Below are 23112 nucleotides of genomic sequence, written 5' to 3' on the forward strand. Positions count from 1 at the left end.
ATCAGGTTGCTCTCCAGCAGAGCCTAAGTCCTCTTTAGATTTACTCTTGTATTTTACAAAATTTAAAACAAATAATCACCAACTATTTTTGGCACCATTACCTAAAAACAAAATTCTATGGTAGAAATATTTTAATCTTTTCAAGATTAATTAAATCTGCCAAAACATAGGCAAAATTCGAATCAATATTACCTGTAATAGTGATACGGACCGTTGTATTTTCAGTAAGTGCAATTGCAAGGCTTGTAAATTTCTTGTTTTTATCAAACACTAGTAATGCTTTGTTTCCTTTTATTTCAGTTGGCAGATATTTTCTTTCCATTTCGTCAATTAAATTGAAAGCAAACGCATTCTCAAACGCGATTTTATTTATTATATCATCATTATTTGATATTATTAATTCCACTTTTTGATCTTCATTAAAACTGTTATCAGAGTTGGTCAACATATACTCTCTAATTATTGTAATATTGTTTCCAATCATTTCATTTGATCTTGTATCAGGATTTAGTTTATAATCTCCTAGAATTAAAGGACATAACTGTTCGTCCAAATATAATCCATGTAAAATCTGAACACTATACTCTATATTTTTTAGAAGTTGTAATGCATTACCGTAATCATTGGAATCAATTAATCTTAATAAATTTTGATAATTTGATTCTATATCAGTTTTAAATTCTTTCTTATACTCCTGACCAGCAATATTGGAGCATAACAGAGTTATTATTAATAAAACGATAGTAATTCTTAGATTTTTCATACAAAAATGGGTTAGTTATGGTTTGAAAATAAGGTATAGATGATCTCTTGGAATTGTTGATTTTTGCCTATAACCGATATATTCTAGGGAAGTTTATCTTTTACAAATTTATAAATATTCCGTAATATTTTATAAAATAGACAATATCTTTTTAACCCTTCTCACCTGCATAGGAGAGTGCCATTTTCATGCTCACATCACTCACACCCGAAAAAAAGCCAACAATTACGTTTCGCTGACTGGCATCGAGGGTAAAATTGTATTCGGTAACTGAAAGATGGGTATGGAGCACCCATTTCTGGTCGAAAGAATGGGTCCAGTTAAGTGTTGCAAATGCATTTCCCCAGCTCATTTTATTATTAAAATCAAGCTGGTATTCTTCCAGGCTATATTTATCCGCTCCTTTATATCCTGTGAGTGTAATTTTGTCCTTTTGCCCGGGTTTAAAGCTAAGCTTGAGATTAAGGTCGTAGAAATGGTATTTCGAATAATTGTAAAAACTTGAGCCCTCGTTGACAAAAGGCCTCAACGCAGGCTTCAATACTTCATCGATATATGAGCGCCTGGCTGCCAGCAGATAAGTAAATTTTTCATTCGCCAGGGGTCCTTCGATGGAAAGGCTTGTCGATAATAAACCAATGTTCCCATGAATGTTATGTTGACTTGTATTGCCTTCAAGGCCTGTAAAACTTACTATCGACGATAGTCTTCCACCATATTCTGCCGGCATACCGGATTTTATGAGCCGGGCACCCGAAGTGGCTCTGGCATTGAATATTGAGAAGAATCCTAACACATGACTAGGATTGTAAACTGTGGCATTGTCAAAAAGTATGAGGTTCTGATCGGCACCACCACCCCTTACATAAAAGCCTGAATTGCCATCGTTGGCAGCCGAAACCCCTGGGGTAAGCTGTATGACGCGCATAAAATCTGCTTCGCCCATTAAGGCGGGTAGTTGTTTAATGTCGCGCATGGTAAGGTTTACTTCGCCGGTTTCAATACCGGTTACATTTTCCGATTTATTTTTGGCTGTCACCACAATTTCTTCAGCTTGAATGCTGGCAAGTTGAAGCCTGAATTCGATGTGTCTGGTGGTTCTTGTGTCTATTTCGATTGTATCGGAGCGGTATCCGAGGTACGAAGCCACTATTTTATGCATGCCGGGTTTTAGGGTCAGGCTGAAAACACCTTTTTCGTTGGTAAGACTGCCATAATTGCTGCCTGACAGGTATACCGTGGCACCAATAAGTAACTGCTGATGGTGTTGGTCGCTAACGCTTCCGTGTACTATTGTCTTATCCTGGCAAAAAACCTGAGTGTTCAGTAAGAAAAGTAAAAAGAATACTTCAGGTCGCATCGTGTAAATAAAATGAATTGTTATATCCGTAAAATTAAAACTATTTGCAATAGTTCAAAGTTTGAGTTTATCTGCCATTCAAGCACATAAATAGAAAAGCCACCGTATTTTTTACGGTGGCTTTTAATATTTTATTGATTTTCGTTAGAAGAAATTGATGCGGTTGTCTTCCACTCCGGCTAGTTCGGTAAGCACATTCATCGAACTGTAATTTACGCGGGCAGCATAGCTTCTGTTCAGGAAGCTTTTTTCAGCCATCACATCGCTGGCAGCTTCTGCTGCATCTTTGGTGTCGACCTGGAGCACATATACGCCGTTGTTACCTACTATCGGGGACGAAAGCTTGCCTGCTTCCAAGGAAGTAGCTACTGCCTGCAATTCCGGCTCTACACCAATTCCGGGTATGGAATAGGCTGTAAACCTAAGGTTGCTTGCTGTATTCACATTGGTATTTAATTTAGCAGCAATGCTGTTGATGTCGCTGGCACCTTTTTTTGCTTCTTCGATTTTAGCAATAAGTTGATCGGCTTGTTTTTGTTTGCGAATTTCATTGCTAATGGAGTTTTTTACTTCTTCCACTGGTGCAAAGCCTTTTTCTCTGGCTTTGTCGAGTATGGCTACTACGTACTTATTTTCAAACTGAAGCACTTTTGGGGTTACTGTACCCTCTTCGCTGGAAAATGCCCAGCGCACAAGTTCCCGTGAGCTTTCGAGGTTGTTTACAGTATTGGCATCATCGCGCAGGTTCAGGGCCGAAAAAGGCACCAGTTGTTGGTCGGCAAGGGCTTTGTCAAACTTTTCTTTGGTGTTGTACAAGGCTCCAAATTCACTGGCCTTTGCAAAGTAATCCTGGTCGGTGGCCTCGCTGATGCGCACTTCGTGGGCAAGCACACTTACCTGAACTTTTTTCGATGGCGCCGATTGACCTTCTATCTTGATAATGTGCATTCCGTAGTTGGTATAGACTAATTTAACCTGGCCTGTCTTTCCGTAGAAACAGCTGTCGCTGAATGGTTTTACCATGCTACCTTCTTTAAACCAGCCCAGGTCGCCGCCTTTTTGTGCCGAAGCTTCGTCGGCAGAGTAACGGATGGCAAGTTCGCTGATGTTTGCACCTTTTTCAAGTAGAGTTTTTAAACTATCGGCAAGCTTTCGAATGGCAGCTACATCGCTGTTTTGTTGGGCAGTGAGTAAAATATGACTGGCTTTCACTGAATCAGGTAGAATGACTATATTGGCCAGCTTGGCCAGTTTGTAGTAATTACCTTCGAAATAGGGTCCATACACATCGCCCTCGTTGGCCGAAAAGGCAAAACTGCTAAGAGCAGAATCGAGGTCTGCCCTGGTAAGGTTGCGCGAGTCGGGAGCCAAATCGGAGTTTGCCCGAGCATATTGATCAGCATTTTCTGCTTCGATACTTTCAAACTCGGGTTTAATTTCATTTATCCAGCTCTGGGCATCCAGATAATCTTTTTCCGAGGGTACAACCTCCCACACGAGGTAACGAATGTCGCGCGACTTTTGCTGCTTAAATTCGTTTTTATGTTCTTTGTAGTAGGCTTTAATTTCGTCTGCACTCACCTCAATAAGGGAGTCGGGTATTTCGTTGTAACGCTTCACCAGGTAACTAATGCTTACGCTGGTGTTCATCTCTTGCTTGCGACGCGTGGCTTCTAGGCTGGTAGTATAAAGCCCCTGACGAAGGAGAGTGTTGTATTTTTGGTTTTTGCGTTCTTTGTAGATCAGGTCTTCGAGGTAAAGCCAAAACATTTTTTGGGTGTTGTCTTGTTCCAGCTCATTGACCTGTTGCAGAAATTGCGAAAGGGCCATACGGTTAATCTGGCCGGTATTGGGATCGGCAAAAAACTGCATGATAAAGGGGTGAGGGTTCTCGCCGTTGATCATATCGAATAGCTCGTCGCTGGATACACTCAGGCCCAATTTCTGAAATTCACGGTCTAACAAAAGACTTTGAATCATGTCGGTCCAGGTACGCTGGCGCACTTCGTTGAGCGCTTGCTCGTCCAGGCTGTTCACCCCCATTTGCATTTTTACCAACTCTTCCTGCTCCTGAATCATTTGCTGGAAAATATCTATTGTGATGTTTTTACCATTCACCACAGCTACATTGGTCCTGTTTTTATTGAGGTAAAGGTTGCCGGAGGTTAGAATATCACCAAGGATAAATGCCAAAAGCGCCATACCAATTATGACTGCTACCAGAAGACCGGCTTTGTTTCTTATTTTTTGAATGATTGCCATTGAAATAGACTTTTTTAACGTTTGAAAAATCAGGCACGAATATAGCAATTAAAAGGTTTTTACAAGAAAAAAATGTGCTATTTGTAAAGAAATTCTATGCATGTACTTACTCAAAGGTCGTTAAGTTAAGCCTTCCAACGTAAAGGGTCATACGGGTTTACCAGGCACCCGGAGTGAGGCAGAATTCACAGAAGGTAATCTTTTATTCGTGAGACTTAAATTTCATGAGTTCACGAAATGAAATTTTATAGTCGAATCCTGATTTACATCGGGACTGAAAGCGGGTGTGCGGTTAAATACCCCGCCTCTTGAGGCGAATAAAATAAAATCCTTTGCAGATACCCCGTCAGCTTGCTGCGGGGAGCTTCATTTGTTTAGTTTCATGTTCTTTGAAAATAATCTGTTAAATTTTAATCGATTGCCGCTCCGCCTGGTGCAGATCGCAATTACGGCAGACAGATGGATTTTAGGTACTTAAGCGGTTGAATTCGGATCGCCAGAAGTCACGGATGTTTGGGATGTCAGCAAACTAGCTACCCTATTCGTTTAAGCTGCACAAGCTCGACTTTGGTATGAGAAACTTCCAAAATTTTTATTTCGAATGGTGGTATAGAGATCACTTCGTGCAGACCAGGAATATTTTGATAAGCATTTATTACAAATCCGGCCAGGGTATCATATTCTTCCGATTCTGGAATTTGAAGCATAAAGTGCTCATTAAGGTAATCGATTTCGAGGCGGCCCGAAAAAATATACTCATTTTCTGAAATGGTTTTTGTTACCAATTCAGTAGTATCATGTTCATCTTCTATTTCACCAAATATTTCTTCTAATATGTCTTCGATAGTAAGCATTCCTGATACACCGCCAAATTCATCCACGATAACTGCAATCCCTTTTTTTTCCTGAATAAACTTTGTAAGCAGTTTTTGGGCAGGCATGGTTTCGGGCACAATTGAGATATCGATAAGGGGAAAAGTGTTGTTAGTTTGTTTATTAAAGAGCGATTTCGAGGTTACGTATCCGATAATGTTATCAATGGTTTCATTGTAAACTAGTATTTTTGAAAAACCTGTCTGAAAAAATAATTCCCTGATTTCTTCCGTGCTTGCGTTTTTGTCTACCGCTACAATTTCGGTGCGAGGTACCATGCACTCTCTAATTTTTAGGGAGCTAAAATCCAATGCATTCTGAAAGAGCCTTATGTTTTCACTTTCGCCGGTTTCGTTTGGGTCCGATGAGTTGTTTTGCTGCATCAGGTAAACCAGATTTGGCTTGTTGAAATACACCTGAAAGGCTTCGGTATTATCTGTCTGATTCTGATGCAATTTGCGAAAACCCTGTGTAAGAATTCCCAGGAGGAAGGTAAAAGGAATGGAGATTGTAAATACAAAGAGCAAGGGTATCGAAAAAGTGTTAATCAGTACATTGGCATATTGCCGGGAAAAGGGTTTTACTATTACCTCGGTAAGTAGATTTATCGATGATCCCACCACCAAAATCAGCAGAATTACAATAAGAATACTTTGTACTATAGCTTGTTCAGGTAGAAAATAGGTTTGAAAGATTCGTGTGGCACTTAGGCAAAAGGCAATTACCGAAATCACCTGGCCAATTACCAGGCTGAAATAAAAATGCTCTGGGTTGTCGGTGAACAGTTGCAATATACTAGTTCTGAATTCACCTTTTTTAGGTTTGGTCTCGAATTGCAAATGATTAGCCGCTCCAAATGCTACCTCAATACCCGAAAAAATGGCCAGCATAAAGGCCGAAAGTATCAGTAAAAAGGTATTTCCCATTTAACCTGGTTTATTGGTGTTGCTTATTCGAAGATGCCGGCGAAGCATATACATTATCAAAGACATTGCTGAAAGTACAAAAAAAATGTAATTGTTACCCAAACCGCTGCGAAACGAACCGACAACGCCCGAAAGGAGCGTTAGCAAGGCGGTAATCAACCAGAAAATCTCCATAATTCGATTGATCCTTTGGTTATTCTTCATCTTGTACCCTCACTGTTCCGGATGATCCCAGCAGGCGATAGCTCGAAAGATCCTGAGCAGCTTCGAAGCCTTTTTCACCAAAATAGATTCCGTCTTCGTTAGTAATTTTTGTAAACAACTGGGAGTATATTTTCTGTTTCGGTTGATCCCAGAACATTTGTTCGCTTTCTACCAGCTCACCTGTTTCAATATTCTTTGCCACTACGCTGTCGCGTGCTTCCCAGATCTGGGTTGTTTCGTTATAAATCGAGTAATTGGCAGTGATCACGGAGGTAAGTTGGGCATTTTCGTTGTAAAATTCCACCCTGATGCCTTCCGGAAATTCGTAATAAGGTTCTTCCATATTCGAATAGCGCTTCAAAGCCGGAGTTATAAATTTTAACTGAAGCTTACCTGTATCGGTATATTCTACTTCCAGATCTCTGGCCGATTGGTCCGGAAGGTTGAGTTCCGAGGCATAGAGATTCACTTTTTCGAGGTCGCTTTTACACGAAATAGCAAAAAAGGTGATAACACAGGTAAGTACCTGTGCTATCACCCATAGTGAATTGTTTTTTATTAACTTTCTAGTTAAACCTTGCTCGTGTTGATTCATTGATCCAACAATCTTTTATTTGATAGGTGTCGCCTTCGTTCACACCTTTGAAAAAGGCTTCTTCTTTATTTGGAAAATAGTTGCTGTAAGTACCAATTAGCTTGTCGGCACGTTCGGCAACGGTGGCATCGACCGATTTGGCTTTGTAAAACATATCTACTGCTACCCAAAATACAGCCGATGGTATGTTGGTTGCATCGCTGCTGGTGCATAGTTCACGACTTTCGGCGTACAGTTGTCCGATAAGTATATAGGGCTCCCCAAATCCGGGCTTTAGCTCGGCAGAACTAAGTGCCGCCTGACGGGCATTGCTGTATTGTTTACTTTTACTGTAAACAATGGCCAGGTTAAAGTAATAATCGCCTTTTTTTGTGTTGTCTGTTTCGAGTGAGATCGCTTCGTTGTAATAATTTATAGCTACCTGGTATTGCTCCTTATTTTGTGATAGGAGTGCAATATTCAATGCAGCCTCCGCAGAGGGTTTTAGTTTGTATAAATCCTTCGATGCTACCATAAAAAGATCAGAATCGGTACAGCTGCGGCCTTTAAGCAGATTAGTAAGCATGCTTAAGAAATCAGCATCTTCTCTTTTTGTTTTATGCTCTTCGGTAAAAATTCCGATGAGTGTTTCACAATCGCCGGGGCCTTCTTTAGCGAAATTCAGATCAATAGTGCCTTTCAAGTCTTTCAGATCGGTTTCGGAAGGGGATGCTGCAATTTGGGTATCCACTATTTTCGAAATGAGCAGATAATCGTCTATCACCTGTTTGGCATCCACTTTATTTGCTTTGTAAAGTGAAATAGAGGCCGAAAGCATAGTGGGCAATACTGCCTTCGATGATTTCTCCTTTTCGAGGCTCACAGATTCTTTCAGGTAATCATAACCTTGTTGCACATATTGAATATCGTCGTTACGTCGGTATTTCAACAAGTCGGCTCCCTGGCGCCCTCGTACGTTACCGATTTCGCCATAATATTGTATCCGACGCTCGTAGATAAGCATAAGGGTGTCTACTAATTCTCCTTTTTTAGGTTGATCGATGTTTTTATCGCAAAGGTCCTGATACATTTTGGCACCATCGAGGTATATGTTTTTCGATGCCTTGGGGCATTCGTCAAAGACGATTCTCCAATAACCGATCGCCAAATCGTAGTTTTTGCCTTTTACGTTTTCGCGGTAGAGAGAAAGATTGGTCACACACCTCACGCTGTCTTCGCCATGTCCAAATCGCGAACCATCGTCTTTTCCTTTTTGCGCCCAAACGGATGGACTTCCCCATGTAAGGGCCAAAATTCCTGCAAATAATAATAAGGTTTTCATACTTTTTGTGTTAATCGTATTTTGGCTTAAGAAACCAAAAATCGTGCAATGTTAAGCCAAAGGTGATAAAATGATAGTTCTCTTTAATTAATCCTTGATCTGTTGTCCCTCTCATACCATATTGGTATGCCACATTAAAGGTTGTTCCTGTAAATAATTTCCGGGCATTTTTTATCGGTAGCCCCAAACCTGCTGTAACTCCTTGGTCGGTGATATTGGTTCCGTTGTAGTACAAATAGGTTTTTGTAAAATATCCTCCTAATTGATAATGAATTCGTTTGTAATACTCTTCTCGCGTTCTTATACTCAGCGGAACCGGTATGTAATCTGCACCAAAGCGGTAGCTTTGGTATTTGCCGGCTTCAAAACTGGATTGAACAATATCTGTGCCACTCCAATCCTGTGTAATCATTTCCGCTGTAATTACAAGGCTTTCTTCGAGTTGGTAACTGGCTCCGAAAGTAAATTTATTGGGCAATACCAATGCATCCGGGGTGTCGATCGAAAACTCCAGGCTATCTGCAAATACTGTGTTTCCTCCACTAATAGGGTTATAGCGTATGGTCTTTCCTTTAATTTTTACATCGATATCGGCTTTGGCATCCAGGGTAGCGCCCAACACGAACGAATGTTTCTCTCCAATTTTTGGATGAAACTGAACACCAATTTTCGAATAAAAATCGCTGGCAATGTAATTGGATGATTTTTTTAGGTAAGCCGATCTGGTATTTTCTGTCAGGTAGGAAGTCTGGGTGCGGTCGAGCGATCCAAAAAGGTAGTTTAAATTAATACCTACCGAAAACATTTTTTTAATGGTGAGGGCTCCTCCCAGGTAAAATTCATTGAACCCGCCAAATCCGGAGTATTCAAAGGTAGTTGATTCGCCCACGGCGGGAATTGTTCTTATATCGTTGAAATTATACTGAATACGCGAAAATGGAACCAAACCAGCACTCAGGTTCAGCCAACGATTAATCGGAAAGCCAATGGCCAGGTAATCGATGTTCATGTTGTTCGATTGGTCGGTGCTTTGCTCAGTGTGGATGTTTACTATTTGGGCTACAAAAGCTGTTTGAAAAAGAAAGGAGTTGGTATCCTGAGAAGTATAAGAGGCCGGGTTGAGGTAATTGATTTGATTTTGAATCCTAAGGGCTGCAGAACTTCCCCCCATTGCCTTATTTACCGCAAAGCCAGAATAGGTTAAATCGCCAATGCTGTAACGGGTATAAGGTGTATTATAGTAATTCTGTGCTGTTCCCCTGTACGATAGTAATAAAAAAGACAGGAGTACAAGCCCTCTAACGATTTGATGCATTGTAATTTAGTATTGTGTTTAGCCCCGAAGTCACCAGATTTGGGAGCACAAATATGGTTTTTTTTAGTTTAATCTCAAAGAAGTGAGCATCTCCTCCGGTAAGTATCACTGTTAAATTATCGTAAATCTTTTCAAAATTTTCGATGACACCTGTTATTTCGTATACCATTCCGTTTACCACTCCACTTACGATGGCATCTTGTGTATTTTTTCCAAAAAGTTCAGTGTGGCTCAATGGTTCAAGCAAGGGAAGTTTTTCGGTGTAGGCATTCAGAGCCTTAAAGCGCATACGTAAACCGGAAGAAATGGTGCCTCCCAAATATTCGTTGTGCTTATTCTTAAACTCAAAGGTAATGGCAGTTCCGGCATCAATGATTAATACGTTTTTATCTTTAAACTCATCGATGCAACCTGCCACAGCAGCCAGTCGGTCAAGCCCAATGCTGGCAGGTGTTTCGTATTTCGAAATAAAAGGCAGTGCACTTTGATGGTTGAATTGCATGAAATACGGTATATGCTTTTTTAATTCTTCGACAGTACCTTCAGGAATAAGACCACTGGCAGACAAAATACACTTATCGGTTTGGGGATATTTTTTTAATATGTTTCCTATTGTTTCGCTGGTGAGTTCTTGAATCTGCATGGATGAAACAATTTTATTGCCTAAGAAAAGGGCAATTTTTACTTGAGTATTTCCAATGTCAATGGTAAGGTTCATTTGATATCTTAGGTGGCTAAAAATAAGGTGTTTAAAATCCGAATGGCATGATCGATATCACGCACATTCTCAACGCTAAGGGTAAGTTTTTGTTGCCCTTCCTTCATTCTAAACAGGCTTGGGTTCTTTTGCACCTGTTGGAGTATGGCCGAAAATTCGGGTGAATTGAAATAAGCTGAATCCTGGCTTGAAATGAAATACAGAATCAGTTTTTTGTTTTTTAGTACTAATTTTTCGAATCCCAGCTCCATGGCAAGCCATCTGAGCCTTACAATTTTAAGCAGTTCTTCAGTGGCTTTTGGCAAGGCACCAAAGCGATCGGTAAGTTCAAGTTTGAATCGCTCAAGAGTTTCTTCGTCTTTGATGGCATCAATGTCGCGGTAAAGCCTTATTCGTTCTGCAATATTACCAATATAGCTTTCAGGTATCAATACCTCAAGGTCGGTATCAATTACACAATCGTTGGAGAATTTTGTTTTTTCGGTAGTTTCCGGCAATACTTCATCCTGAAAAAGATCTTTGTATTCGTTTTCCTTTAATTCCTGTAAGGCTTCGTCGAGAATACGGTTATAGGTTTCGAAACCAATGTCGGTTATGTATCCGCTTTGTTCTGCTCCCAGCAGGTTTCCGGCACCTCTTATATCGAGGTCCTGAAGCGAGATATGCAAACCACTTCCCAGGTCGGTAAATTCTTCGATGGCTTTCAGCCTTCGTCGTGCTTCGGGGGTTAAGGTAGCAACCGGTGGTGCCAAAAGGTAGCAGAAAGCTTTTCGGTTCGAACGGCCCACTCTGCCGCGAAGCTGGTGCAGATCACTTAGTCCAAAATTCTGGGCGTTGTTGATAAAAATTGTATTGGCGTTTGGAATATCAAGCCCCGATTCAATAATGGCTGTGGCTATCAGCACATCGAAATCGCCATTGATAAAGTCGACCATTACCTGTTCAAGTTGAGGACCTTCCATTTGGCCATGCCCAACAACAGTTTTAACCTGTGGACAGAGCTTTCTGATGTAAGTTTCTAATTCATAAATATTTTGAATGCGGTTATTGATGATAAATACCTGTCCACCCCTGGAAACTTCGTAATTAATTCCTTCGATGAGAATTTCATCATGAAAAGTATGTACTTCGGTAATTACCGGATGCCTGTTTGGAGGCGGGGTATTGATCACCGAGAGGTCGCGGGCACCCATTAGCGAGAACTGCAAGGTACGGGGAATGGGAGTTGCTGTCAGGGCAAGGGTGTCGACATCAACTTTTATGGCTTTGAGTTTTTCTTTGGCCGATACACCAAACTTTTGTTCCTCGTCGATGATGAGCAGGCCAAGGTCTTTGAATTTGATGTCTTTACCCAGTAAACGGTGGGTACCTATTAAAATATTGACTTTCCCTTCGGCAGTGTGCTCAAGCACTATTTTCTGGTCGGAAGGTTTTCTCAAACGGCATATGTAATCGACGGTACACGGAAAATCTTTAAGCCTTTCGCGAAAAGTATTGTAATGTTGAAGAGCCAGTATGGTAGTTGGTACCAGAATGGCGACCTGCTTGTTGTCGGTTACCGCTTTGAAGGCTGCCCGGATGGCAATTTCTGTTTTACCAAAACCTACATCGCCACAAACCAGCCTGTCCATGGGCATAAGCCTTTCCATGTCAGCTTTAACTGCACGGGTAGCTTTCTCCTGATCGGGAGTATCTTCGTAAATGAAAGAGGCTTCCAGTTCTTCCTGCAGAAAAGTATCCTTCGAAAAGCGGTAGCCCTGCTTTGCTTTGCGCTGGGCATAAAGCAGAATAAGGTCTTTGGCTATGTCTTTTACCTTTTTCTTGGTGGTCGATTTGAGTTTCTGCCAGGCTCCTGAACCCAGCTTGTGCACGCGGGGTGGGGCATCATCCTGCCCCTTGTATTTCGATATCCGGTGCAAGGCATGTATGCTCACCTGTATTACATCGTTGTCGCGGTAAACAAGGCGAATGACTTCTTGTGCCTTTCCATTCTGAATTACTCTTTCAAGGCCACCAAACTGGCCAATTCCATGGTCGATATGCACTACGTAGTCGCCGGGTTTCAGGTCTTTTAATTCGCGAAGCGAGAGGGCTGCTTTGCCAGAATGGTAGCCATGAAGCTGGTATTTGTGGTAACGACCGAAAATTTCATGGTCGGTATAGCAGCAAATTTTCAGGTCGTCGTCGATAAAACCGCTATGAATGGCTTTGTGCAAAGGTTTAAAATCGATTCCTTTATGGGTGTCGTCAAAAATAGTTTTCAGCCGCTCGTGTTGCTTTTCGTTGTCGGAACAAATAGCTGTGAGATAACCTTTCGATAGCTGATTTTTCAGGTCATCGCCCAACAATACAAAGTTCTTTTTAAAAGCAGGTTGTGGCCGTGTATTAAAAATAAATTTTTCCGATTTGGAATAGTATGCCTTGTTACTTAATTCGATGGTAGGAAAATTGCCTAACTGAAGCAAAAAATCCTTGCCTGATAAGAGCGTATCAGCATCGGCTGAATTGGAATTGGTTTGTGCGTTTTTGCTGATCTCTTTAATTCTTTCGGAAATAAAGTCGATGTTGCTGCACCAAATGTGAGTTTCAGGGGGCAATATCTCAAGGAGAGAGATTTTTTCTCCATCGCTGCGGGTTTCGAGGTTGGGTAAAATGGATATTTTTTCAAAACTGTCTTTCGATAACTGGCTTTCTACCTCAAAAGTGCGGATGGTCTCCACTTCATCGCCAAAAAAATCGATTCGGTATGGATTCTCGGCTGTATAAGAGAAAACATCTACCAAGCCTCCTCGCAAAGCAAACTGTCCGGGTTCGTAAACAAAATCTACCAGCTCAAAACCATAGGCATCCAACACTTCGTGAATAAAGTCGATGCTGATTTTTTCCCCTACCTGAAGGTGTAAAGTGTTTTCGTCGATTTGAGCTTTGCTCGAAACTTTTTCAGCCAAAGCTTCGGGGTAGGTAAAAAGTAGGAGAGCTTCTTTCTGATTCTGGTTGAACTCATTCAATCGGTTGAGGACATTCGTGCGCAGAATAATATTCCCGTTTTCAGCCTGTTTATATTGTACTGATCGCTTGTACGACGAAGGAAAGAAAAATACCTGCCGTTGTGGCAAAACGCTTTTTATATCAGAATAAAAATAGGCAGCAGCATCTTTATCGTCGAAAATGCCCAATTGACAATTTCTAGTATTTTCGATGAGTGCTGCAAAAAGCATGGTGGATGCCGATCCACTTAATCCTTGCAACAGGATAGGCTTGCTGGAATTTGAACCAAGAAGTTCCTCTAGCTGTGGGTAGTGGGGATGTTTGCGGTAGGCTTTGAAAATATCGTGCAATTCCAGGCTCATGCTTCAATTATTCTCGAATGGGCCAGGGGCCTTATTTCTTGTTTTTTCGTTTCTGAGCACCTCTGTTCGAGGGTTTATCAACCCTTTTTCTTCCGGGGCCACCCAGGTTGACTTTTTTATTTTTTTGCTTTTTCTCGTGAAAAGAACCCTTCGAACTTTTCAGGCGTGGAGCCTTTATGTAGTTTTTCGTCGATACCGAGGGTTCTTCTTCGGGTAGCAATAGCTCGGCAACTTCCACTTCTGCAGGCAATTCTTTAATGAGCAAACTTTTTTTCATTAACTGCTCTGCCTGCTGCAAATACTCCATCTCCGACTTATCGGTAAACGAGATACTGATTCCAGCTTTGTGAACACGGCCGGTTCGGCCAATACGGTGAAGGTAATCTCCCGGATTTTCGGGTATATTCATGTTGATTACATGGCTTACATCTGTTATATCCAGTCCGCGGGCCATAATGTCTGTGGAAACCAGTATGTTGATTTCTTCTTTCTCGAATTTTTCGAGGGTATTAAAACGAAAATTCTGCGATTTGTTGCCATGAATAACCCCTATTTTTTCCGGAAACTGGGGCTGAAGTTTTTCATAAACAAGGTCGGCAATTTTTTTGCTGGGAACAAATACCAGCACTTTCGAAAAGTCAGGTTCTGTATTTAACAGATGTGCCAGCAAATTTATTTTCGTGTAAAAATTTGGCACCAGAAAAACTCTTTGTTCAATCTGGTCGAGAGGGGTGCCGTGAGGGGCAATTTCTATTTTATGTGTATCGCCCAAGAAACCAGATAACAATTTCTCAACCTGCTCAGACAGGGTTGCTGAAAAAACTATGTTTTGCCTTCGTTCGGGAACAAGATCAATCATGCTTTTAACTTGAGGCAGAAATCCAAGATTAAGCATTTCATCTACTTCGTCAATTACCAGATGTTTAATTTGTTTCACTGAAAGTACGCCTCTCATGGCCAGATCGAAGAGCCTGCCAGGGGTGCCAATCAGCACATCCAAACCTTCCATTACGGTTTCTGCCTGCGGAGTCATGTTGGTTCCGCCATAAACCCCTGCAATTCGTAAACTGGTGTATTTGGCAGCTTGCTTGGCTTCTTGTTCGACCTGCACCACTAATTCGCGTGTAGGTACCAGCACCAAAATGCGTGGGTGCCGTTGTTCAGAATAATTTAAGTGCGTCAATAAGGGCAGGAGGTAGGCCAGGGTTTTGCCCGTGCCGGTTTGCGCCACACCAACTACATCACGGCCAGATCGTATTACTGAAAAGGCTTGCTGTTGAATAGGTGTTGGATTGATAAACCCCATTTCGTCGATGGCTCGGAGAATCGGGGAGCTTAGATTAAGATCGGTAAATAGCACGCAGTATTTTTTTTACAAAGGTAATGGTATTATTGGGAGAGACCAGTTAGTGGGGTCTTTTTTGTGTATGAGATTCCTTTAGGGTGGCTGTTGAACTAGTCTTTAAGCTTTTTTCTCATTCCCTGGGGGAGCATATTGTTGTTAAAAAATAAAGAATGTTCTGCCGAAATACTGTTATTTTTGATTGAATTAACCCTTTCTGAGAATTATGAATATTTTTAAGTTTGGAGGAGCTTCGGTAAAAGATGCCGAAGCTGTTCAGAACCTGGCCAGAATAATTAACGAATACACCGAGCCACTGGTGGTAGTAGTTTCGGCTATGGGTAAAATGACCAATGCCCTCGAGAAGCTCGTTCAGGAATATTTCGATCGGGGTTTGAATACCAATAAGATTTTAGAAGAAATTCGCAGTTATCACTTCGAGATCATGAAGGAACTATTTCCCAAGGATCACCTGGCCTTCAATCAGATCGAATCTGTGTTTTCGGAGATAAAAGACAAACTGTCTCAATCGCCTTCGCAAACTTTTAATTTCGAATACGATCAGTTGGTTTCATATGGTGAAATTATTTCTACAAGTATTGTGAACCTCTACCTCAATCATTTTGGAATTCTTTCGGAGTGGGTCGATATACGCAATGTGCTCAAAACCGATGCGAACTACCGCGAAGCACATATTTTGTTTGAAGAATCTGCGCCTCTTGTGCAGGCGGCCTTCACAAAAAAGGATTTGAATGTATTCGTAACCCAGGGATTCATTGGCTCTACCCTAAACAGCCACACTACTACTCTTGGTCGCGAAGGATCGGACTATACAGCTGCTTTGCTGGCATCTTTTCTTAAAGCCGAAAGCCTTACGGTATGGAAGGATGTACCTGGAGTACTAAATGCCGACCCTAAATGGTTCGACAACACAGTCAAACTCGACAAACTTACCTATACCGATGCCATAGAGTTGGCTTTTTACGGGGCCAGTGTACTGCATCCGAAAACGATACAACCTATTAAAAAGGGAAATATTCCTTTGTATGTAAAATCATTTCTGAATCCGAAAGCAGAAGGTACTGCGATTGGTAATTTCGATTACGATAAACTGGTGCCGAGTTTCATTTTTAAAATAGATCAGGTGCTGCTCAACATACATCCCAGGAACCTGTCGTTTATTGCCGAAGATAACCTGGAGCGCATATTTGGTATATTGGCCAAATACGGGTTAAGGGTAAATTTAATGCAAAATACAGCAGTTAGTTTCCGAATTTGTGTCAACAACGACTCTACCCGTGTGCCTGGGGTGCTGAATGACCTGGGGCATTCTTACGAGGTTTCTACGGAGTACAATCTGGAACTGATTACGATACGTTACTACGATCAGGATACTATCCAACGGGTATTAGCGGGCAAGGAAGTTATTCTCGAGCAATATTCGAACAAAACGGTACAATTGGTGGTCAGAAAATCACAATAGCAACAAGAACTTAAGCTTGCAGTGCCAATTGAATTCTCACCTTAAGCTCTGAAATTGACACAGAGCGAATTATTTAGGGCCACAATGGCTCTTTTATAATCCTGTCGGTTGATTACAAATTGCATGTTTACCTGTTTGAGCGATTGTGAAAAAGCTTCGATGTTAATTTTGTTTTCTGCCAGTGCAGCCGTGGCTTTTGCTAAAATTCCAGGATGGGCAATATTGGTCCCGAGTGCGCAAACGATGGCAACTGGCTTAATGGTTACTTCAAAAAATGATTCCTGTAACTCTTTCACTAGCTCAGGTAGTAAATCTTTTTCCCAAAGCAATTGTGTGATGCTGTTTGCATTGGTGGCTTTTAAAATATAGCTGATTCGGTATTTTTTCAGCATCTCCATAATCTTAAGGTCGAAGCCAACCTCACCTACCATCGATGGATCGTGGATTTCAATGGCAATTACCTTGTCGGTTCCGGATATAATTTCCACATTGGCCCTGGTATCGACAAAGTTCTTCGAAATAAGTGTACCAGGGTGTTCTGGTTCGAAAGTATTTTTAATACGAATATTAATATTGGCCATTTCCAGTGGCTTTGAGGCTTTTGGGTGAATAGCTTCCATGCCTACATCGGCAAGCTGGTCGGCTACATTGTAATTTGTTTGCCCCACCGGTATGGAGTTTTCTATACCTACAATATTTGGATCGGCCGAGGAAAGGTGAAACTCTTTATGTATCACAGCTTCATCGGCTTTAAGGTCTACTGCAATTTTACTAAAGGTAACTTCTGAATAGCCTCTGTCAAATTCCCGCATGATACCTTCAGTTCCTTTTGTATAACCGGTGGCAATTGCAATGGTATTTTTAAAATCAATGCCGCGCAGAGATTTGTTTATCCGCTGGTCGATGGTGAGGTACTCCGGGTCGTTAAAGCCGCTCAAATCGATAAATGTGGCGTTTATTCCGTTGTTTTCCAGAATGCTTGCCGAATTGAATGCTGAATGGGCTTCGCCGATAGAGGCCAGAATCTCTCGCGCAGCAAGAAAGATATTTGTGCGCGAAACATAACCGGTTGCGAGTACATCGGCAAGACTATTGAGGTAGTTTTTGGCCTGCACTACCCGTCGCGAAATAAAATATTCGGCTTTGCCTAAATCAAGACCTATGGGGACAAAAGATTTGTTCAGTTCCAGCAATTTGTTAAGCACTTCTGTGAGGGAGCTATTGTAGTCGTTGCCGTTTGCAAATTTTTCATATACTCCAGGTTCACCTGTTTTTTTATGTTCAAGTAGCCAATTGGTTACACCACCATAGGCCGAAACTACAAACACGCGGTTGTAGAGTTCCGATCCTTTTCGGTTACCAATGATCACATTTTGCATTACATCCTGAAAGCGGGTCATGGAAGTGCCGCCAATTTTTTCTACTGTTAGCATGCGAAGGATTTTTATCGGGGGGCAAAAATAGAGAATTTATTTCTGTATAGAAATACAAAATGCCGGTAAATTAATTCAAATTTACCCTAAACAGTGGTTTATAACCCTTTAACTCACCCGTACTTGTAAATTGCTCGAGTCCTAAAACCATGGCAACTACCTTTTTCTCAAGCAAAGCCTTACCCGAATCGAAATACCATACTTCTGTAAATTGAATTTTGCCAATGGCATCACGCGAATATCCTTCTGCGGTTTCCATTTTCTTAATATCGCGCGGGGTGAGTTTTTCTTTTGTAAAGAAATCGAAAACTAGAATCTGTTCGTTGTAAATGGCTGTGAAGAGGCTATCCAGGAAGGTGTTCCTTTTTAATTGCTGCAGACATTCTTCTGTCCAAAGATCCTCTTTATTCAGGTTTTTAATGATCACATCGTAAATTATGGTGTCGGCAATTACAGGCAGGTTTTCCCTTGGGGTTGTATTATAGACAATTTTTTCAGTTGATTCGCTTGGCCTGCATCCTGTGATCAATATGGCTGCGAAAGCCGACAATATAAAGAATTGTACTTTCATCAGGTAGGTTTATCGGTTAAACTCCAATCGTTCACCTGCTCTCTGCACTATTTTATCATCCTGGTATACAATTTTGCCATTGACAAGTGTGCAAATTACTTTCGAATTGAAATCAACCCCATCGAAAGGTGACCAGCCACATTTATACAAGATATTTTCTTTAGAAACTTTCCACTTTCGGTTCAGATCGACCAATACCAGGTCGGCTTTATAACCAGGGCGCAAATATCCCCTGCCTTTTATACGATAAAGATCAGCAGGGGCGTGGCACATTTTTTCTACTACACGTTCAAGCGAAATTTTACCGCGTTGATAGCATTCGAGCATGGCAACCAGCGAATGCTGCACCAATGGCCCTCCAGAAGGGGATTTGGTATAAGGGTTTGCTTTTTCCTCCAGGGTATGAGGAGCATGGTCGGTGGCAATTACATCAAGTTTATTGGCAAGGAGTCCATCCCATAAACCCTGCTGATCGGCAGCGCTCTTAATAGCCGGGTTCCATTTAATGAGTGAACCAAGTCTTTTATAGTCGCTGTTATTAAACCATAAATGATGCACACAAACTTCTCCGGTTATTTTTTTTTCAGTGACAGGTCCGCTTTCGAGCAAGCTCATTTCCTGAAGAGTCGATAAATGCAAAATATGCAACTGAGAACCATATCGCGAAGCAAGCTCAACTGCCAACGAAGATGATTTGTAGCATGACTCGGCGTTTCTTATTTCAGCATGGTATTCTACCGGTATGGAATCGCCATAGCTTTGTTTGAACCTTTCTGTATTGGCTTTTATAGTAGCTTCATCCTCGCAATGAGTAGCAATTAATAGGGGAGCCTCGGCAAAAATTCCCTCAAGGGTTTTTTTATTGTCAACAAGCATGTTGCCGGTAGATGCACCCATAAACACTTTCACTCCACAAACCTGCAGTGGATTTACTTTCTTTACCTGGGTGAGGTTATCGTTGGTTGCTCCTAGGTAGAAAGAGAAATTAACCACCGATTTATTTTCGGCCAACTCAAATTTTTTTTCCAGTTCTTCGAGGGTGATGGTTTGGGGATTGGTGTTGGGCATTTCCATAAAACTTGTAACACCACCTGCAGCAGCCGCTGCTGATTCGCTAGCCAGATCGCCCTTGTGGGTGAGTCCTGGTTCCCTGAAATGAACCTGATCGTCTATAACACCTGGCAGAAGATAAAGTCCACGGGCATCAATTACTTCGGCTTCTGTATGCTCCGGAATTGTATCACGATGAATGGAATCAATCAAACCGTTTTTAACAATCAGGTTTGCCTGATATATTTCGCCTTCGTTAACCAGCTTTGCATTCTTAATAAGAAGTAGTTTCATCGCTTGCTTTTTTATAGGTCTTAAAGAAGCTTGCTACCTTTAGTTTAATAACTCCCCAGAAAGCCTCATTGAAAATACCACCCGACATTTTCGATTTTCCTTCCTTACGGTCGGTAAATACAATCGGAACTTCCACTACATGAAATCCCAATTTCCAGGCAGTAAATTTCATTTCAATCTGAAAAGCATAACCCTTAAATTTAATTTTATCCAGTTCTATCGATTTAAGCACAATGCTACGATAGCATTTAAACCCGGCAGTGGTATCATGTATCGGAAGCCCGGTAATAAAGCGTACATACCTTGAAGCAAAGTACGACATCAGAACCCTGCCCATAGGCCAATTCACTACATTAACCCCCGATTTGTAGCGCGAACCGATTGCCAGATCAGCTCCGTTTTCGCATGCTTCATAAAGCTTTAGCAAATCCTGAGGATTATGAGAAAAATCGCAGTCCATTTCGAAAATGAATTCGTACTTATTTTCTATGGCCCATTTAAAGCCGGTTATGTAAGCCGTACCCAGACCAAGCTTTCCAGGACGCTCAATAAGATGAAGTTTCCCTTCAAAGCGGGCTTGCTGCTCTTTCACAAAAGCACCCGTACCATCGGGAGAATTATCGTCGAGAATGAGTAGATGGAAATCACGTGGCAGGGAAAACACGGTGTCAATCATCCGGCCAATGTTTTCAATTTCATTGTAGGTTGGAATAATTACAAGTGCCCTGTTCATAGAATATTAGATTTTTATGCGAATATACCATAATAATTGAACAAGCCGAAACGCCCAAATGAAATTGTAATGGTCAGGATTCTGAACAAGGTTTGCAAATGTCGAGCAACAGAGCAAAACTTGTTTATGTAAGTGGGGTTTAATTTTCTATCGTTTCTGGTAGTGGTTAGTTTGGTATCAATCAGACCTTCAGGCAAGTAAAAAAATAGCATTAAAAAAGTGAACATGAGTATTGCGAATTCAAAAAAAGGAGATAGATTTGCAGCCGCTTTTGAAGCAATGTTCTTTTAAGCAAATGAGGGTTTCTTCCTGATATTTTTTTATTCAGCTCTGATAAAAAAGGAGTTAGAAAAAAGATTGAAAAAAAAGAGTAAAAAAGTTTGGAAGGAAAAAAATTCGATATACATTTGCACCCGCTTTTGAGTTGAGGCTCTGGTCAGAACGGAGGGAGATGAAAGAAGCAAGAAGAATACAAGAAGAAGTTCTTTGAGAATAATGTGAAGAGGAAAGGTAAAGGAAAAAGGTACTCGGGGAGAATTCCCTGGTAATAAGCCAGTAGATCAAGACATATAAAGTTTTAATTACAATGAAGAGTTTGATCCTGGCTCAGGATGAACGCTAGCGGCAGGCCTAACACATGCAAGTCGAGGGGCAGCACGGGTAGTAATACTTGGTGGCGACCGGCGCACGGGTGAGTAACGCGTATGCAACCTGCCCTTAACTGGGGAATAGCCCGGAGAAATTCGGATTAATGTCCCATAACATAGTGATTCTGCATGGAATTATTATTAAAGCTCCGGCGGTTAAGGATGGGCATGCGTGACATTAGGTAGTTGGTGAGGTAATGGCTCACCAAGCCCACGATGTCTAGGGGGGCCTGAGAGGGTAATCCCCCACACTGGTACTGAGACACGGACCAGACTCCTACGGGAGGCAGCAGTGAGGAATATTGGTCAATGGACGCAAGTCTGAACCAGCCATGCCGCGTGCAGGAAGACGGCTCTATGAGTTGTAAACTGCTTTTGTACGGGAATAAACATAGGTACGTGTACTTATTTGAATGTACCGTAAGAATAAGCATCGGCTAACTCCGTGCCAGCAGCCGCGGTAATACGGAGGATGCAAGCGTTATCCGGATTTATTGGGTTTAAAGGGTGCGTAGGCGGGAATGTAAGTCAGTGGTGAAATCTTGCAGCTTAACTGTAAAACTGCCATTGATACTGCGTTTCTTGAGTATAGTTGAGGTAGGCGGAATGTGTAATGTAGCGGTGAAATGCTTAGATATTACACAGAACACCGATTGCGTAGGCAGCTTACTAAGCTATAACTGACGCTGAGGCACGAAAGCGTGGGGATCGAACAGGATTAGATACCCTGGTAGTCCACGCCGTAAACGATGATCACTCGTTGTTGGCGATACACCGTCAGCGACCAAGCGAAAGTGTTAAGTGATCCACCTGGGGAGTACGCTCGCAAGAGTGAAACTCAAAGGAATTGACGGGGGCCCGCACAAGCGGTGGAACATGTGGTTTAATTCGATGATACGCGAGGAACCTTACCTGGGCTTAAATGCAGGACGACGTTTCGGGAAACCGGAATTCTCTTCGGAGCGGACTGCAAGGTGCTGCATGGTTGTCGTCAGCTCGTGCCGTGAGGTGTCGGGTTAAGTCCCATAACGAGCGCAACCCTTATCGTTAGTTGCCAGCGGGTCAAGCCGGGGACTCTAACGAAACTGCCGGTGTAAACCGTGAGGAAGGTGGGGATGACGTCAAATCAGCACGGCCCTTATGTCCAGGGCTACACACGTGTTACAATGGTCGGTACAAAGGGCAGCTACCTGGTGACAGGATGCTAATCTTGAAAAGCCGGCCTCAGTTCGGATTGGAGTCTGCAACTCGACTCCATGAAGCTGGAATCGCTAGTAATCGCGCATCAGCCATGGCGCGGTGAATACGTTCCCGGGCCTTGTACACACCGCCCGTCAAGCCATGGAAGCTGGGGGTACCTGAAGTCTGTAACCGCAAGGAGCGGCCTAAGGTAAAACTAGTAACTGGGGCTAAGTCGTAACAAGGTAGCCGTACCGGAAGGTGTGGCTGGAACACCTCCTTTCTGGAGAAATTGGTTAATTATTTTCCGAACTAACGGAGAAGTACCTCTCCTTACCTTTCTTTCTCTTCATATTTATAATATCTGGAGTTATCATAACTCCAATCTCAGTCCCGTAGCTCAGCTGGTTAGAGCGCTACACTGATAATGTAGAGGTCCCCAGTTCAAATCTGGGCGGGACTACCATAACAATCACATTTGATTGTTGGGTCCCAATCAGATATTTTGGCTATTTATTGTCAAAGCAAACGAAGGGTTATGGGGGATTAGCTCAGCTGGCTAGAGCACCTGCCTTGCACGCAGGGGGTCAACGGTTCGAATCCGTTATTCTCCACTTTTAAGGTTTAAAAAACGTTCTTTTTTTGGATACAATGGTTGTCAATTCAGTTCGATTCTGAATGTATCACACAGCC

Annotated in this window: 15 protein-coding genes, 2 tRNA genes and 1 rRNA gene; 4 read left to right on the forward strand and 14 right to left on the reverse strand. The window is 42.0% G+C overall.

All coding sequences use genetic code 11. The features are described from left to right. Nucleotides 1–115 precede the first annotated feature (115 nt). The 10 genes from IPM71_10215 to IPM71_10260 all read right to left on the reverse strand — a co-directional run bounded on the left by IPM71_10215 (nucleotide 116) and on the right by IPM71_10260 (nucleotide 14993). Nucleotides 116–763 carry a hypothetical protein gene (locus IPM71_10215; GenBank protein ID QQS49985.1) on the reverse strand — a complete coding sequence of 216 codons (648 nt, stop codon included), beginning with the start codon at nucleotides 761–763 and terminating at the stop codon, nucleotides 116–118. A gap of 151 nt (nucleotides 764–914) precedes the next feature. Then, complete coding sequence (locus tag IPM71_10220) at nucleotides 915–2123, reverse strand: TonB-dependent receptor (GenBank protein ID QQS49986.1); 1209 nt, start codon at nucleotides 2121–2123, stop codon at nucleotides 915–917. A gap of 144 nt (nucleotides 2124–2267) precedes the next feature. Continuing rightward, the gene (locus IPM71_10225; GenBank protein ID QQS49987.1) at nucleotides 2268–4385 is read right to left on the reverse strand and encodes a SurA N-terminal domain-containing protein; all 2118 of its coding nucleotides are present in this window, start codon (nucleotides 4383–4385) and stop codon (nucleotides 2268–2270) included. Between the two features lie 533 nt (nucleotides 4386–4918). Beyond that, nucleotides 4919–6184 carry an HlyC/CorC family transporter gene (locus tag IPM71_10230; GenBank protein QQS49988.1) on the reverse strand — a complete coding sequence of 422 codons (1266 nt, stop codon included), beginning with the start codon at nucleotides 6182–6184 and terminating at the stop codon, nucleotides 4919–4921. A gap of 193 nt (nucleotides 6185–6377) precedes the next feature. Further along, a complete protein-coding gene (lptC, locus tag IPM71_10235) occupies nucleotides 6378–6926 on the reverse strand; it encodes an LPS export ABC transporter periplasmic protein LptC (protein ID QQS49989.1) in 549 nt (182 codons plus the stop codon). 28 nt (nucleotides 6927–6954) lie between these two features. Continuing rightward, nucleotides 6955–8304: a tetratricopeptide repeat protein gene (locus IPM71_10240; GenBank protein QQS49990.1), complete on the reverse strand. Its 1350-nt coding sequence runs from the start codon at nucleotides 8302–8304 to the stop codon at nucleotides 6955–6957. 10 nt (nucleotides 8305–8314) lie between these two features. Next, nucleotides 8315–9619, reverse strand: coding sequence for a hypothetical protein (locus tag IPM71_10245; protein ID QQS49991.1), 1305 nt, complete (start codon nucleotides 9617–9619; stop codon nucleotides 8315–8317). Beyond that, nucleotides 9603–10337 (reverse strand): type III pantothenate kinase, encoded by a 735-nt coding sequence (locus IPM71_10250; protein ID QQS49992.1) that lies wholly within the window; start codon nucleotides 10335–10337, stop codon nucleotides 9603–9605. The genes IPM71_10245 and IPM71_10250 overlap by 17 nt, the downstream gene beginning before the upstream one ends. A gap of 8 nt (nucleotides 10338–10345) precedes the next feature. Then, a complete protein-coding gene (mfd, locus tag IPM71_10255; GenBank protein QQS52815.1) occupies nucleotides 10346–13681 on the reverse strand; it encodes a transcription-repair coupling factor in 3336 nt (1111 codons plus the stop codon). A gap of 37 nt (nucleotides 13682–13718) precedes the next feature. Next, a complete protein-coding gene (locus IPM71_10260; protein QQS52816.1) occupies nucleotides 13719–14993 on the reverse strand; it encodes a DEAD/DEAH box helicase in 1275 nt (424 codons plus the stop codon). Between the two features lie 262 nt (nucleotides 14994–15255). On the opposite strand from IPM71_10260, the gene IPM71_10265 reads away from it, so the two are divergent. After that, nucleotides 15256–16512, forward strand: a complete 1257-nt coding sequence (locus IPM71_10265) for an aspartate kinase (protein ID QQS49993.1) — start codon at nucleotides 15256–15258, stop codon at nucleotides 16510–16512. Nucleotides 16513–16553: 41 nt separating this feature from the next. Here the strand turns inward: IPM71_10265 and IPM71_10270 are convergent, their stop codons facing one another. The 4 genes from IPM71_10270 to IPM71_10285 all read right to left on the reverse strand — a co-directional run bounded on the left by IPM71_10270 (nucleotide 16554) and on the right by IPM71_10285 (nucleotide 20593). Beyond that, nucleotides 16554–17945 carry an aspartate kinase gene (locus tag IPM71_10270; protein ID QQS49994.1) on the reverse strand — a complete coding sequence of 464 codons (1392 nt, stop codon included), beginning with the start codon at nucleotides 17943–17945 and terminating at the stop codon, nucleotides 16554–16556. Nucleotides 17946–18015: 70 nt separating this feature from the next. Further along, nucleotides 18016–18516, reverse strand: a complete 501-nt coding sequence (locus IPM71_10275) for a hypothetical protein (protein ID QQS49995.1) — start codon at nucleotides 18514–18516, stop codon at nucleotides 18016–18018. A 9-nt stretch (nucleotides 18517–18525) separates the two neighbouring features. Then, nucleotides 18526–19860 (reverse strand): dihydroorotase, encoded by a 1335-nt coding sequence (locus IPM71_10280; protein ID QQS49996.1) that lies wholly within the window; start codon nucleotides 19858–19860, stop codon nucleotides 18526–18528. After that, nucleotides 19841–20593, reverse strand: a complete 753-nt coding sequence (locus IPM71_10285) for a polyprenol monophosphomannose synthase (GenBank protein ID QQS49997.1) — start codon at nucleotides 20591–20593, stop codon at nucleotides 19841–19843. The genes IPM71_10280 and IPM71_10285 overlap by 20 nt, the downstream gene beginning before the upstream one ends. Before the next feature lie 583 nt (nucleotides 20594–21176). Between IPM71_10285 and IPM71_10290 the strand changes: the two genes are divergently transcribed. The 3 genes from IPM71_10290 to IPM71_10300 all read left to right on the forward strand — a co-directional run bounded on the left by IPM71_10290 (nucleotide 21177) and on the right by IPM71_10300 (nucleotide 23033). Then, nucleotides 21177–22702: ribosomal RNA gene (locus IPM71_10290) — 16S ribosomal RNA — on the forward strand. Between the two features lie 106 nt (nucleotides 22703–22808). Further along, nucleotides 22809–22885: transfer RNA gene (locus tag IPM71_10295), tRNA-Ile, on the forward strand. 74 nt (nucleotides 22886–22959) lie between these two features. Then, nucleotides 22960–23033 (forward strand) — tRNA-Ala (locus IPM71_10300). The last annotated feature ends 79 nt before the right edge of the window (nucleotides 23034–23112 follow it).

Source organism: Bacteroidota bacterium, assembly GCA_016699695.1.
Taxonomy (GTDB): Bacteria; Bacteroidota; Bacteroidia; order Bacteroidales; family UBA10428; genus UBA10428.